Origin of the sequence: Blochmannia endosymbiont of Camponotus nipponensis, assembly GCF_009827135.1 — a bacterium.
GTDB lineage: Bacteria > Pseudomonadota > Gammaproteobacteria > Enterobacterales > Enterobacteriaceae > Blochmanniella.
Genome location: NZ_CP046534.1, coordinates 258,751 through 274,477 on the forward strand (window position 1 = coordinate 258,751; position 15,727 = coordinate 274,477).

The window sequence follows — 15,727 nt, forward strand, 5'->3', positions numbered from 1 at the left end:
TTATTATTAATCTCTGAAATATTCAAACATATCAACTAACAATATATTATATTATGATACATAATATAATTATTCTTCTGGCAGAGCATCATAGTAAAGTATTCACTCCAAAATATCACTTACACTAAACAAACCTATTTTATCACATCCTAACCAAACAGCTGCACGTAATGCTCCATGAGCAAAAATTAAACGATCCGATACTTTATGTGTTATTTCTAAACACTCTCCTAACCCTGTAAATAAAACAGTATGTTCCCCAACAATATCTCCAGCCCGCAGCGAATGAATCATTATTTTCTTGTCAAGATATACTGATTCATTCTCTGTACAATCAACGTTACAATCCACAATTTTATCAGATTGGATAAGTCGCAATGCATTGCATATAACATCTTTCATCATTAAAGAAGTACCAGATGGTATATCATGCTTCTTGTTATGATGAGCTTCAACAATATTGATATCTGAAGAACTACCTATACTTTGTGTAATATTACATAATATTTTCAATATTAATGCTATACTTACACTAAAATTGGAAGAAAAGACAATTCCTATTTTTTGGGATGCATTTTTAATAAAACTCTTATGTGTCAGGTTAAACCCAGTAGTACCAATAATTATGTTTTTTTTATTATTAGTACAAAATTTTAAATATTCCATAGATATATCAGGCGCAGTAAAATCAATTAAAATATCAAAATCATCTTTAATTGATTCAATATTGTCAGTGATTTTTACACCTAAAGCATTAGTTTTAATTAATGTCCCAACATCCATCCCACAAATATTAGAATTTGAACGTGCTATAGCAGCTCCCAAAACAATTTTTTTACTAAACTGCTTTTCTCCTTGCACAATACATGTTAATACCTTTTCACCCATTCGCCCAGTCACTCCACTAACAGCAACACGCAGACATGCACTATTCATGATTTTATGCACCTTATATAATATTTATTAAATATAAAAAATTTATAATCCCAATGATTTCTCAGATACAGTCTATAAGATAACGAATATTATATTTTTTATTTTTTGTGTATTTATCTTTTATTATTTTTACAAATTCATCAACTAATTAATTTTCCATTTAATAAAATTAAATAAACAATAAAAACATGATTTTATAAATTTTATATACTATCTTATATTATTTAAATTTAAAGTTTAATCATTTATTAATATAATTAATAAACACATTATCAATCTGAAATATATATATATATATATCAGATTTTAGGTATATCAAAAAACACATGTTCCTCCTGTCCCATTATTTCTTCCACAACAAGAAAATCTTTGCTTAGTATACGTAGTTTTTCAACAACTTGATCTACTAAAATATCTGGAGCTGACGCCCCAGCAGTAATACCAATATTGTTTATCCCACGTAACCAATCTCCTTGAATTTCATTAGCGTGACCAATTAAATATGCAATTTTTCCTATACGATGCGCTAACTCTATTAATCTTACAGAATTAGATGATTTTTTTGATCCCACAACAAATATCATGTCTACCATTAAAGCTAAATCTTTAAGAGCATTTTGCCTATTAAATGTTGCATAACAAATATCAGTTTTTCTAGAACTCATAATATTAGGAAATCTTTTACGTAAAATTGCTATAATATTTGCAGCGTCGTCTACTGATAAAGTTGTTTGTGTCACAAAAAATAAATGATTTGGATTGTTCACCTGAAGTAACCAAGCATCTGATTGAGATTCCACTAAATATATTTTTCCTCCAGAATTTTTAGAAATATATTGACCCATAGTTCCTTCCACCTCTGGATGCCCAGAATGACCTATTAAAATGACTTCCATATCATTACGATCAGCCCGAGAAACCTCCATGTGCACTTTAGTGACCAGTGGACAAGTAGCATCAAATATAATTAATTTTTTAACTTGTGCTTGTTCTCGAACCTTTTTTGAAACTCCATGAGCAGAAAAAATTATAACCGAACCATTCGGTACTTCATCTAGTCTTTCAATAAAGATAACACCCTTTTCAGATAACTGAGTGACTACATAATCATTATGTACTAACTCATGTCGTACATAAATAGGAGCACCATATTTCAGTATAGCTCTCTCCACAATTTTAATCGCTCGATTTACTCCTGCGCAAAATCCACGCGGATTAGCCAATATAACTCTAATACCTATACCTCTCACTATAACAACATAATCAAATCAACTCATATTTAATACTTACATAAAACACAATAATTAATTTATAAAATTTATGTAAGACCACTGAATAAACATCAAAAAAATATTTCATTATACTATTACACACTTGTATATCAGGATACTAATTTAAATTGATTTCAAAAAATCATAATAATTTTTCATTATTAAAAGAGTAATCCCTATACAAATTTCTATATCTGCAACATTAAAAGTTGGCCAATGCCAACTTTTAATGTATATATCAATAAAATCCACTACTGTTCCATGTAATATTCGATCAAATAAATTACCTAAAGCTCCTCCAATAATCATAGAGTAAGATACTCTATAATAGTTAGAGTACTCAATTAATCTACATAACATTATAATCAATGTTATAATAATTAATATTATTATCCATATAAATATCCAACGATAATGTAAATTAACGTTACCAAATAACCCAAAAGATAATCCTGAATTATTAATATAATAACAATTAATACCAGGTAACAATGCTAATACCTCACCAAACAAAAAATGAGTTTTTACCCAGTATTTGCTGCCTATATCTAACAACATTAACAATATAGATAACCATAGCCATTTTAAATTTCTATAATTGTGTTGTCTGTTCATTAAAAAAACCTACGATTTTCTCCTGAACCAACCATATTACTAACACAACGCGCGCAAATGTTTAAATACTTTTCATATCGATCCGTATCTAAGCGATAATGCCAACAACGTAAACACTTCTTTCCTTTAGCTTTTTCTAAAAAAATTTGTAATCCCGGTATCCCTTCTGTCTTGTGTTGAGTAACACTAAGTTCATGATAATCTAAAACTATTACTGACGACGTTATTAATCCAAAAGAAAGCTCCTTCTCTAAGATACGTAATTTATTTGCCAACTCCGAAGTAGCATATAATATTATACTAGCATCCAAAGATCCACCAATGATTCCGCTAAGACGCGCTTGTTCAATTATCTTATTTACTTCACTTCTAACATTTAAAAAAATATTCCAACAATTATTGTTCATAATTTTTTTTGAACTTATACTGAACAACTCATCATACCATTCTTCAGTAAACACATATTTTGATCTATTTCCTGGAATATACTTCCAAATTTCATCAGCAGTAAAAGATAAAACTGGAGCGATCCAACGTACCAATGATTCTATAATATGATACAATGCAGTCTGACAACTGCGACGTTCTTTACTATTTTTCTTTGTAGTATACTGTCGATCTTTAATAACATCCAAATAAAATGAACCCATGTCTACTGAACAAAACTGCATAATTCGCTGTATTACATTATGAAAATTATACTTATTATAATCTGATATTACTTCCATTTGCACAGACAAAGCGCGATCTACCGCCCAACAATCTAATTCAATCATATTTTCTGGATGCACACAGTCTTTTTCTGGATTAAAATCACTAATGTTAGCTAAACAAAATCGAGCGGTATTACGAATACGCCGATACACATCAGTCGTATGCTTTAAAACAGCATCGGAAATGGTCATATCTTTAGAATAGTCAGAAGAAGCTATCCATAATCGTAAAATATCTGCTCCAAAATCTTTTATTATTTCTTGAGGGCTAATGATATTACCAAGAGATTTAGACATCTTACGTCCCTGAACATCTACAGTAAATCCATGAGTCAACACCTCTCTATAAGGCGCTTTACCCGTAATTGCGGTAGATATAATTAAAGAAGACATAAACCAACCCCGATATTGATCTGAACCCTCCAAATATAAATCTGGCAACTTTTCATGATATTCTAATCTTTCTGGTATCACTGAATCATAAGTAGAACCGGAATCAAACCATACATCAAGTGTATCTAATACTTTTTCATATTGATCTACTTCGATTTCTATAATATCTTCAACTTTCATATCCCACCACGCTTGTATTCCGAATTGTTCTACTCGTTGTGCAACTATTTCCATCAACTCAAATGTACGCGGATGTAAAATTTTAGTTTTCTTATGAATAAAAATAGGTATTGGTGTGCCCCAAACACGTTGTCTTGAAAGACACCAATCAGGTCTGTTAACAATCATTGTTTCAATACAAGCTCTACCTTTCTCTGGCATCCAACATACTTTATGTATAGTTTTTAATAATTTTTCTCTTAAATTATGTTTATCCATACTTAAAAACCACTGTGAAGTAACTTTAAAAATAACAGGAGTTAAATGACGCCAACAGTACGGATAACTATGTTTGTAGTTGTAGTTAACATGCAATAAAGCCCCTGACTGACTCAATAAATTTATTATTATATTATTGGACTGAAAGACTTGCATACCATTTAACATAGGATGCAGATCAGATACGTAATGACCTGTATCATCTATTATATTAATAATTTTAAAATTATATTTTCTACCCACAATATAATCATCTACACCATGATTTGGAGCAATATGCACCACTCCTGTTCCAGAATCTAGTGATACATGACAACTCAATACAACAGGAATATCAAAAAACATAAAAGGATGATGAAATCTTAACGATTCTAAAAAATTACCTGAAGTTTCTCCTATAACCTTCCAAGAAAAACATTGTACGCGTCGCATCAAAACATCCACCAAATTAGCCGCAACAATTATATATTTATCATTATTCATTACAATCAATTGATAACTGTAATCTGGATGCACAGCAATCGCTTGATTGGCAGGTAATGTCCAGGGAGTAGTCGTCCAAATTACTATTCCAATTGTATCTTTGCATATATCAACATTAAATATTTTAGAAATTCGAATGTTATCTACCGCATCAAAAACGACATCAATAGCAGGAGAAAGATGATCATTATATTCTACTTCTGATTCAGCTAATACAGAACAACATTTGAAACACCAATGCACAGGTTTAATACCTTTATAAAAATAACCCTTAGATATAACTTTACTTAAAGTTCGAATAATATTTGCTTCAGTCTTAAAATCCATCGTCAAATAAGGTTTCTTCCAATCTCCTAAAACACCTAACCTCATAAAATCTTTCTTTTGTATTTCTATTTGTTCCAAAACATAACTACGACAGGCAATACGAAATTCATTCCAATTAATATTAATCCCTGGTTGTCCTACTAATCGTTCTACCTGTAGCTCAATAGGCAATCCATGACAATCCCATCCCGGAGTATAAGGAGCATTATAACCCATCAAACCTTTATATTTAAGAATAATATCCTTTAGTACTTTATTTACTGCATGACCTAAATGAATATTACCATTTACATAAGGAGGACCATCATGCAATAAAAATAACTTTTTTCTACTTTTTTTTCGACGAATTGCTTCATATAAATTATCTTTATACCAACATTCTAACGTAACAGGCTCACATACAGATAAATCAGCACGCATTGAAAACGATGTATGTGGTAAATTCAAAGTGTTTTTATAGTCAATCATTTACAAATTATTCCATTTTTATGAATTCTGTTAAAATTATTATTATCATTAAAATAACCATGTACCTTTACTATATCGTTCTTAATTTGAGACTGTAATTTTTTTATAGACGTGAAATATTGTTCATCACGTATTTTAGCCAAAAAAACTACCTTAATATGATAGGTATATAGATTTTTAGATATATTAAATAAATATACTTCTAATTTTTGTTGATTTTTTCCAGTAGTTGTCGGACATGTTCCCACATTAGCTATACCTGGCAATGGAAAATTAGAAACACCATATACCTCCACTGCATATACACCATGTATAGGTAATCTTTTACCTTGTAATGATATATTAGCTGTAGGAAATCCAAGTGTACGACCTAATTTATCTCCATGTACTACTCGACCGGAAATACAATAAGAATGTCCGAGCAATAATTCAGCATCCAAAAGTCTATTTTCTATTAAAGCTATGCGTATTGCAGTACTACTTATTCTTTGATTGTTTACGTCAAGACAAGTAGCAGTACGTATTACCTTAAAACCTTCATTTTTACCTATTTTTTTCAATAAAAAAAAATCTCCTTTTCTACATGCACCAAATCTAAAATCATCTCCAACACAAACAAACCGTACTCCTAGTTTACATACTAATATTTTTTTAATAAAATTATCTGCTTCAATAGAAGCAAATTTCTGGTTAAAAGTAATACACAAAACAACATCTACGCCTGCTGTATATAAATAATTAACTTTATCTCTTAAACTAATTAACCTCATTGCTATTATATTAAACAAATATTCTTTAGGTTGTGGTTCAAAAATCATAACCACAACAGGTAATTTCAAATTACTCCTTTCTTTCTGTAATTTTGAAATTAATGCTTGATGCCCAAGATGAAATCCATCAAAATTACCAATAGCAAGTATACATCCTTTATGACGAGATTTTATATTATGCACACCTCTAACAAATTCCATGTCACATTTAAATAGATTATTAAAAAAATATTCATATGAGCTATATATGTATTTTTAACATCGCTGACTTATTGTATTAATTTAATATTCTGAAAATAATACAAATAATATAGTTTAAAATAAATTTATAAAACAAAATATGCTATAAAACGACAATAATAACCAATTATTTAATACATAAATAATCATTTGCAGTATACAATATAATAATATAATATGAACGTATGAGATAGTTAAAATTTAATACTTAAGAATGGTGTGTATATTGGCTAATACTAAATCAGCTAAAAAATCTCTTGTACAATCAAAACATCAACGCAAATATAATATAAGTCGTCGATCCATGTTACGTACTTTTATAAAAAAAGTATATGCAGCAATTGCAACTAAAAACAAAACAACCGCAACAACTGCATTTATTTCTATGCAAAAAATAATAGACCAACAAGCCGGTAAGGGTTTAATCCACAAAAACAAAGCTGCTAGATGTAAATCCAGAGTATATGCACGCATTAAATCTATGACTTCTTTCCCGGAAGAACACACACAAACAAAACAACAATAATTTACTATTATAAAATAATTATAATATTACCGTTGACGATCTAACGAGTTAGATCGTCAAAAAACCTTTTTACACCATCGAAGAAACTCTTGGACCTAGGACTATTTTTATTTCCATGAGGTCCTCCAAAACTATCTGACAAATCTTGAAGTAATTGTTTTTGTTTGTCATTTAATTTAACCGGAGTTTCTACTACCACTTTACATAACAAATCACCACTACCACCACTTCGCACTGATCTTACCCCTTTTCCTCTCATTCGAAACAATTTTCCAGTTTGCGTTTCAGGAGGAATTTTTAATTTCACTCTGCCATCTAAAGTAGGTACCTCAATTTCTCCCCCTAAAGCTGCCATAGAAAAATTAATTGGTACTTCACAATAAAGATTTTTTTCTTCTCTATCAAAAATTGGATGTTTTCTAACTTGTACTTGAACATACAAATCTCCCGCAGGTGCCCCATTTTTCCCACTTTCACCTTCACCTGATAAACGTATACGATCTCCTGTATTTACACCTGCCGGAATTTTAACAGAAAGAGTTTTAGGTCGTTCTACCCGTCCATTTCCACGGCAACTATTACAAATCTCTTTAATAATTTTCCCATATCCATGGCATACAGGACAAGACTGCTGCACAGAAAAAAACCCTTGGCGTATTTGTACTTGTCCTTGCCCATGACATGTCATACAAGTAACTATTGCCGTATTTGATCTCGCACCACTTCCACGGCATTCCTCACACACTAACAAAGTGGGTATACAGATTTCTTTAGTAATCCCACGCACCGCATCTTCTAAACTTAACTCTATATTGTAACTTAGGTCTGCACCTCTTCCTGCACGATTCCGTCTATTACCTCCAAATATATCCCCAAATACATCACCAAAAATATCACTAAAATCCGCTGCAGATCCTCTTGAATTTGACGCTGATCCCATGTTGCCTTGTTCAAATGCCGCATGACCATACTGATCATAGGCTGCGCGCTTCTCCGAATTACTTAATACTTCATATGCTTCCTTAATTTCTTTAAATTTTGTTTCAGCCGTAGTATTGCCTGGATTGCGATCTGGATGAAATTTCATCGCCAGACGTTTATAGGACTTTTTGATTTCACGCTCATCCGCATTTCTGGAAACGCCCAAAATCTTATAATAGTCTGATTTAGCCATGATTTTATTTACGTCCCTCTAAATACCTACATTAGACTAGGTATGTACACATTTGTTGACACAATCTTCTTTGATTATAATTTTAATATCGTATATCTCCTGACATAAATTTAATTCTTTAAAAAACTATTTTTTATTCTTTATTTCTTCAAATTCCGCGTCCACTACTTCTCCATTCGCATCAACAGTACTATTAGAATTGTGAGGCTTAGATTGTTCTTGATGCTTTTGAGTTGCTTCCAACAATTTTCCAGACACTTTAATTAAAGATTGAATTTTAGATTCAATTTCATTTTTATCTTCATTTTTTATTACCGATTCTAATTCTTTCAACGCATCTTCTATAGAAACTTTATCATCCAACGATATACCATCACCTACTTCTTTTAATTGTTTTTTGGTGCTATGCAACAAATGATCAGCTTGATTACGAATTTGCACTAACTCTTCAAATTTACGATCTGATTCAGCATTAACCTCTGCCTCTTGAACCATTTTTTTAATTTCTTCTTCATTTAAACCAGAAGAAGCTTTAATAGTAATTTTTTGTTCACGTCCGCTATTTTTATCTTTAGCAGATACATGCAAAATACCATCAGCATCAATATCAAAAGTCACTTCAATCTGAGGTATACCACGCATTGCTGCCGCTATTCCATCTAAATTAAATTGTCCTAATGATTTATTATCACTTGCTCTCTTTCTTTCACCTTGCAAAACATGAATAGTAACAGCAGATTGATTATCTTCAGCTGTAGAAAAAATTTGACTGTGCTTAGTCGGGATAGTAGTATTTTTAGCAATTAATGATGTCATAACCCCCCCCATAGTCTCAATACCTAAAGATAATGGTGTGACATCCAACAGTAATACATCTTTTACATCTCCAGATAATACGCCTCCTTGTACTGCCGCTCCAATAGCAACTGCCTCATCAGGATTAACATCCCTACGCGGTTCCTTTTGGAAGAATTCAGATACCTTTTTTTGAACAAGAGGCATACGAGTCTGACCGCCTACTAAAATAACATCATTTATATTAGAGATAGATAAATTAGCATCCTTTAATGCTACCTTAAGAGGATCCATAGTACGATTCACCAAATCTTCTACCAAGGATTCTAATTTAGCGCGCGTTACTCTAATATTCATATGTTTTGGCCCAGTATTATCTGCTGTAATATACGGTAAATTTACATCAGTTTGATGGGAAGTAGATAATTCTATTTTCGCTTTTTCTGCTGCTTCTTTCAATCGTTGCATCGCTAAAGGATCATTGTATAAATTAATACGCTGATCTTGTTTAAATTCATCTGCTAAATAATTTATTAAAATACTATCGAAATCTTCTCCTCCTAAATGCGTATCTCCATTAGTAGACAATACTTCGAAAGTCTTTTCTCCGTCAACATCATCAATTTCTATAATAGAAATATCAAAAGTGCCTCCGCCTAAATCATATACCGCAATAACACGATTACCCCTGGTGTCTTTATCTAAACCATAAGCTAATGCTGCAGCAGTTGGCTCATTTATAATACGTTTAACTTCTAAACCCGCAATACGTCCAGCATCTTTAGTGGCTTGACGTTGAGCATCATTAAAATATGCTGGAACTGTAATAACTGCTTCAGAAATTTGTTCTCCAAGATAATCTTCTGCAGTTTTCTTCATCTTTTTCAAAATCTCAGCGGAAACTTGAGGAGGTGCCATTTTTTGACCTTTAACATCTAACCAAGCATCCCCGTTATTAGCAGAAATTATTTTATACGGCATGATATTAACATCACGCTGCACTTCTCTATCTTGGAATCTACGACCAATCAACCTCTTAATAGCGAACAAAGTATTTTTAGGATTAGTAACAGACTGACGTTTGGCTGGTTGACCAACCAAAATCTCACCATCTTGGGTATAAGCAATAATAGAAGGAGTTGTACGATCGCCTTCACTATTTTCTAATACACGAGGTTTATTCCCTTCAATAATTGCAACACAAGAATTGGTCGTACCCAAGTCTATGCCAATAATTTTTCCCATCTACACATCTCCACTAAAAAATCGATTTAACCACACCATGCTCCTGATATGCGGTCAAAACTGTACTTTTCAACCTTAAAACAGGTTTGTTTTCAAAACTTTTCAAAAACATTGTATAAATTTAATATAACTAACATCTTCTAATACATCATAAATAAAATAAAAAAACAAACCATAGAGATAATATGACATAATCTATTATTCGTATAATATTTAATTTTGCATCATTAAATTTCACAAAACATCCCGTATTATATAATCCGTTCGTTATTAATAATATATTTTAAATATATTTACATAACTTAACATCATCAATTATTCATTTACCATAAAATACATTTATTGAATACACAAAATACAAATACGCTAAAATATAATTAATACACACATATACATTCATACGTGATATTTTAAGAGGTTATTCTTAAAATTAAATTGCGTAACGAAGAAAAACATCTAGATATTTCATATGATAAAATAGGTAATTTCATACGTTCTGTTAATAAATCTGGTAATACTATTTGTATTTGTTTCCCTAAACAACGCTCTACTAATTCTTTAAATTTCACAGGATGAGCAGTACCAAGACATACACCCAATTCATCAGAATCTAATTGATCATACAATAATCTATATGCTACAGCGGTATGAGGCTCAGAAAGATATCCTAAATCTGCAATATCTTGTATTGTTTTTTCTGTAAGTGTATCATTAACAGAACCATATCCTAATTCTTTAATAGATCTTTTTTCTCGAAGAAATAATTCTTCTATTCTAGGCCAGTTATTTGGAACACTTACGTCCATTGCATTAGAAAACGTTGCAACAGTAGGATGAGGTTCCCAATAACCAGATTGTAAAAATCTAGGAACAGTATCATTAATATTAGTAGCGGCAATAAACCTTTTTACTGGTAGTCCACAAGACTGAGCTAACAATCCAGCAGTTAAATTCCCAAAGTTCCCACTGGGAACTGCAATAACTAACTTATTACGCATTTGATACGGTAACTGTGACATTCCTTCAAAATAATAACAAATTTGAGCTAACAATCGACCAATATTAATAGAATTAGCAGAATTTAAATATAATGTCTGTCGTAATGTGCTATCTAAAAAAGCTTGCTTAACTAAACATTGACATGCATCAAAATCACCATCTACTGATATCGTAGAAACATTACTTCCTAAAGTGCAAAACAATTTCTCTTGTAATACACTAATTTTACCTCTAGGATAAAGGATTATGACATGTAAATTGCTAATCTCAAAAAAAGCATGAGCCACAGCAGCACCTGTATCTCCAGAAGTAGCAGTAAGAATAACCATAGGCTTTTTAAGTTGATAGTCAACTTTTTTTAACATTTGAGCCATCAGTTGGCTTCCAAAATCTTTAAAAGATAAAGTTGGTCCATGGAACAATTCTAAAATTGCAATTTTATCATTTATAAATACTAATGGTACTGAAAAATTAAAAGCATTTTTAACACAACTTAATATACTATTTTTTGATAATTCAGAACCAATGTAGGTAGATAAAATATATGCACTACGTTCTATAAAATTCATTTCTAACAAAGAATTTATTTCAAATGTAGAGAATTTTGGCAAATCTACTGGAAAAAATAATCCCTGATCCTTTCCTAACCCTTGCAAAAGAGCTTTAGAAAATGTAACTTGCTCACTATGTTCTTTAATATTATATAATTTCATTCATTATTCCACCATAATACGTACTCCACATTGATCCAAGGAACAAATTCGAACAAAACCTGAATCATTTTGCAAATAAAAATGCGATAGCCAATCAGAAATATCTTCCACTACGTCATGAGTATTACATAATACAAAAATCGTTGGACCAGATCCAGAAATACCACAAGACATAGCACCTTTTTTTATAATATTATGACGTATATAGGATAATTCAACAGGAAATAATCGAGACCTATAAGGTTCCGCTATAATATCTTTCATACACTTAATTGCTAAATTTTCTTGTTTAGTATGACAAGCATGTATGAAACCAGACAAGTATTGACTATGATTAATACAATCCTCACTACTATATTTATTTGGTAATACTGATCGAGACACTTCAGTAGACATTTTAACACCTGGGTACGCTACAATCCACAACCAATTATTAAAACTAGGAATAATCTGGTTGACAGTATCACAATTCTGCAAAATCAAACGCATACCCCCTAAAAAACAAGGGGACACATTATCAAAATGAACAGAACCAGCAATTTTACCTTCCATTTCTCCCATTAGTGTAAGCAATTGATTATTATCAAGTGGAAATCCACAATGATAATTCATTGCTACCAATACAGCTACTATAGAACAAGCACTAGAACCTAGACCAGAAGAAACAGGAATATTTTTTTCTAAATTAATACTCAGAGAATATGTTTGACCTAAAATTTCACAAAATTTCTTCCAACATTGAAAGACAATGTTTTCTTCCAAACGTTTCGGTAATTGATTATAAAAATGTCCTGTATTGCTCAAACTGAAAATATTAGCATTTTCAATGCTTACACAATCTCCAAATAAACTACCATTTATTGGGGTAATTGCCATACCTAACGTATCAAACCCTACTCCAATATTACCGATAGATGCTGGAGCATACACTCTAACCATATCTACACATCCTTACTTATTCTTATGATACAGTACGTAACAAATCTGCAAATATTCCTGCTGCTGTAACATCATTTCCTGCACCGTAACCACGTAATACTAACGGTAACGGTTTATAATATCGTGTAAAAAATGCAAGCGCATTCTCTCCATCTTTTACTTTAAATAACGGATGGTTATTATCTACAGATTCAATTTGTACGCGACATCGTCCTTGCTGTATGTTACCGACATAACGTAATACATGTCCTAATTCACATGCTTTCTGAGCCTTATTAACAATAATATCATCTAATAAAGATAATTTTTTAAAAAAACTACCCGTATCACTCTTATTCATAAAATTATGTGGTATTACCGGATCAATTTGAATATCATCGAGTTCTAATTCATACCCAACTTCTCGTGCTAAAATTAATAACTTCCGAGCTACATCTATACCAGAAAGATCATCCCTAGGATCTGGTTCAGTATAACCCTTCTTCTGCGCTAACAAAGTTGCAGCAGATAGAGATAAACCTTCATCTATTTTTCCAAAGATAAATGATAAAGATCCAGATAAAATACCGGAAAAACTTATCAATTCATCCCCAGCATTTAATAAATTTTGAAGATTTTCTATAACTGGTAATCCAGCTCCAACATTAGTATCATACAAAAATTTCCTTCGTGATTTTGCTACAGCGTCTCTCAGCATTCTATACTGTTTCATAGATCCAGTATTAGCTTTTTTATTTGGTGTAATCACATGACAACCATGTAACAAGAAATCTACATAATAATTAGCTACATCAATACTACTAGTACAATCTACAATAACTGGATTTAATAAATGATTTTCTTTTATAGTCTTTATTAATTTTTTTAAATCGCAAGATTCATGCGTGTTATTCAAAGACGATCTCCAATGCTCTAAATCAATCCCGTTTATATTTACACACATCACTCGTGAATTAGTAATACCACATATTCGTAAGTCAATATGTTTATTTTGTAACCAATGAAGCTGACGTCTAATTTGTTCTATTAAAGCCGAACCAACACCTCCAGACCCAATAATAAATACTTCCATTAATTGATCAGTGCTAAACAACATTTGATGAGCTACCCTAATTCCAATAGTAGTAACATTATTTTTTACCACTACCGAAATAGAACGCTCTGAAGATCCCTGAGCAATTGCAATAATATTAATACTAGCTCGAGCTAACGCCTCAAATAATTTACTAGATAAACCCAGTTTCGTACGCATTCCATCGCCCACAACTGAAATAATTGCAAGATCTCGTATCGCATCTATTGGTTCTAAAAGCCCATTTTTTAACTCTAAATTAAACTCTTCATGTAATGAAACACAAGATTTTGACAATTCTTGACAAGGCACACAAAAACTTATACTATACTCAGAAGATGATTGAGTAATTAATACTACTGAACATGAGGCTTTAGACATTGCAGAAAATACGCGTGCGGCCATACCAATCATACCTTTCATTCCTGGACCAGAAATGTTTAACATCACCATATCATTTAAACATGTAATTCCCTTAACTATATTAGTTGAATCATTATTAATTGGACCAATTAATGTGCCAGAAGCATTAGGTTTAAAAACATTTTTTATTAAACAAGGTATATGAAATTGAGCAATCGGTACAATAGTGCGTGGATGTAAAATTTCAGCTCCAAAATAAGAAAGTTCCATAGCCTCTTGATATGATAATGAATGTAATAATTTTGCATGAGTTACTTGATGTGGATCACATGTATAAATACCATCTACATCTGTCCAAATTTCACAACGACTAGCACCTAAACAAGCTGCTAAAATTGCAGCCGAATAATCGGAACCATTCCGTCCTAAAACCACTAACTCACCTTGCTCATTACCTGCAATAAATCCAGCCATTAACATAATATCCGAATGAGAAATAGATATATTTTTAATACGTCGAGCAGATTCTTCAATATTTACCATAGAATCAAGATACTCTCCTCCTTGTGCTATAAGATTATCTACCGGATTAATAACAGTTATTTGAAGATTTCTTGCGTTTAATAAACCTTCCATTAAAATAATAGATAATCTCTCTCCCAAACAAATAATATTAGCATTTATATTGTCTGGGCAAAATTTTAATAATGAAATTCCATATAGTAAATTTTTTAAATGAATAAATTCTTTTTCCAGTATAACACGTACAGTTACACAATTAAATCCTGACTGCATATGAGTTATATCTTCCAACAAAGTATTAAAAATAGTTTCTATATTATGAATATATTCTAATACAGTATTACCATTTAATGCACGATCAATAACTGATATTAGACTATTAGTAATCATAGCAGGTGCTGATAATACTGCTGCTATTTGTTCTTCTTGAGCGTTTTCTTCAAGAATATTGGCCACATGAATAAATTGATTTGCATCCGACAACGAAGTCCCCCCAAATTTTAATACTCGCATGTTTTATCTCCCAAATATGACCACTACTATCCTGCACCTTATTAATAACAATACGACACGCAAGGATCACGTAATATTCATCCATATTATTATCGTATTTTTATGGATAATCATTACAATAAATAGTTAAAAAATAGAACAAACACACATTATAACCAATTATATCATTATATCAATTAATATTATACTATCTATAATAAAAAATTTTAAAA

11 protein-coding genes are annotated in these 15,727 nt (G+C 31.3%); 1 reads left to right on the forward strand and 10 read right to left on the reverse strand.

The annotated features are described in order from the left end of the window. Positions 1-102: 102 nt before the first annotated feature. The 5 genes from dapB to ribF form a co-directional block, all read right to left on the reverse strand. Entirely contained in the window at positions 103-936 is an 834-nt protein-coding gene (gene dapB, locus GN161_RS01115; RefSeq protein ID WP_159714795.1) for a 4-hydroxy-tetrahydrodipicolinate reductase, read from the reverse strand. A gap of 299 nt (positions 937-1,235) precedes the next feature. Next, complete coding sequence (gene ispH, locus GN161_RS01120) at positions 1,236-2,171, reverse strand: 4-hydroxy-3-methylbut-2-enyl diphosphate reductase (RefSeq protein WP_159715522.1); 936 nt, start codon at positions 2,169-2,171, stop codon at positions 1,236-1,238. A 159-nt stretch (positions 2,172-2,330) separates the two neighbouring features. Next, the gene (gene lspA / locus GN161_RS01125) at positions 2,331-2,822 is read right to left on the reverse strand and encodes a signal peptidase II (protein WP_159714797.1); all 492 of its coding nucleotides are present in this window, start codon (positions 2,820-2,822) and stop codon (positions 2,331-2,333) included. Then, complete coding sequence (ileS, locus tag GN161_RS01130) at positions 2,822-5,644, reverse strand: isoleucine--tRNA ligase (protein WP_159714799.1); 2,823 nt, start codon at positions 5,642-5,644, stop codon at positions 2,822-2,824. Before ileS ends, lspA begins: the two co-directional genes overlap by 1 nt. Beyond that, the gene (gene ribF / locus GN161_RS01135) at positions 5,641-6,615 is read right to left on the reverse strand and encodes a bifunctional riboflavin kinase/FAD synthetase (RefSeq protein WP_159714801.1); all 975 of its coding nucleotides are present in this window, start codon (positions 6,613-6,615) and stop codon (positions 5,641-5,643) included. The genes ileS and ribF overlap by 4 nt, the downstream gene beginning before the upstream one ends. 265 nt (positions 6,616-6,880) lie before the next feature. Between ribF and rpsT the strand changes: the two genes are divergently transcribed. Beyond that, positions 6,881-7,180: a 30S ribosomal protein S20 gene (gene rpsT / locus GN161_RS01140; protein WP_159714803.1), complete on the forward strand. Its 300-nt coding sequence runs from the start codon at positions 6,881-6,883 to the stop codon at positions 7,178-7,180. 40 nt (positions 7,181-7,220) lie between these two features. On the opposite strand, the gene dnaJ is transcribed toward rpsT, so the two are convergent. From dnaJ to thrA, 5 genes are all read right to left on the reverse strand, one after another. Then, a complete protein-coding gene (gene dnaJ, locus GN161_RS01145; protein ID WP_159714805.1) occupies positions 7,221-8,354 on the reverse strand; it encodes a molecular chaperone DnaJ in 1,134 nt (377 codons plus the stop codon). A 126-nt stretch (positions 8,355-8,480) separates the two neighbouring features. Then, a complete protein-coding gene (dnaK, locus tag GN161_RS01150) occupies positions 8,481-10,394 on the reverse strand; it encodes a molecular chaperone DnaK (protein WP_159714807.1) in 1,914 nt (637 codons plus the stop codon). A 410-nt stretch (positions 10,395-10,804) separates the two neighbouring features. Then, positions 10,805-12,106, reverse strand: a complete 1,302-nt coding sequence (gene thrC / locus GN161_RS01155) for a threonine synthase (protein ID WP_159714809.1) — start codon at positions 12,104-12,106, stop codon at positions 10,805-10,807. A 3-nt stretch (positions 12,107-12,109) separates the two neighbouring features. Beyond that, entirely contained in the window at positions 12,110-13,045 is a 936-nt protein-coding gene (gene thrB, locus GN161_RS01160) for a homoserine kinase (RefSeq protein ID WP_159714811.1), read from the reverse strand. 22 nt (positions 13,046-13,067) lie between these two features. After that, positions 13,068-15,515 carry a bifunctional aspartate kinase/homoserine dehydrogenase I gene (gene thrA, locus GN161_RS01165; RefSeq protein ID WP_159714813.1) on the reverse strand — a complete coding sequence of 816 codons (2,448 nt, stop codon included), beginning with the start codon at positions 15,513-15,515 and terminating at the stop codon, positions 13,068-13,070. Positions 15,516-15,727 lie beyond the last annotated feature (212 nt).

Bases quoted from the DNA above. Each gene is read 5' to 3' on its own strand.
- ribF (WP_159714801.1), bottom strand. From the start codon at position 6,615: ATGGAATTTGTTAGAGGTGTGCATAATATAAAATCTCGTCATAAAGGA.
- thrB (WP_159714811.1), bottom strand. From the start codon at position 13,045: ATGGTTAGAGTGTATGCTCCAGCATCTATCGGTAATATTGGAGTAGGG.
- dnaJ (WP_159714805.1), bottom strand. From the start codon at position 8,354: ATGGCTAAATCAGACTATTATAAGATTTTGGGCGTTTCCAGAAATGCG.
- dapB (WP_159714795.1), bottom strand. From the start codon at position 936: ATGAATAGTGCATGTCTGCGTGTTGCTGTTAGTGGAGTGACTGGGCGA.
- ileS (WP_159714799.1), bottom strand. From the start codon at position 5,644: ATGATTGACTATAAAAACACTTTGAATTTACCACATACATCGTTTTCA.
- lspA (WP_159714797.1), bottom strand. From the start codon at position 2,822: ATGAACAGACAACACAATTATAGAAATTTAAAATGGCTATGGTTATCT.
- thrA (WP_159714813.1), bottom strand. From the start codon at position 15,515: ATGCGAGTATTAAAATTTGGGGGGACTTCGTTGTCGGATGCAAATCAA.
- dnaK (WP_159714807.1), bottom strand. From the start codon at position 10,394: ATGGGAAAAATTATTGGCATAGACTTGGGTACGACCAATTCTTGTGTT.
- thrC (WP_159714809.1), bottom strand. From the start codon at position 12,106: ATGAAATTATATAATATTAAAGAACATAGTGAGCAAGTTACATTTTCT.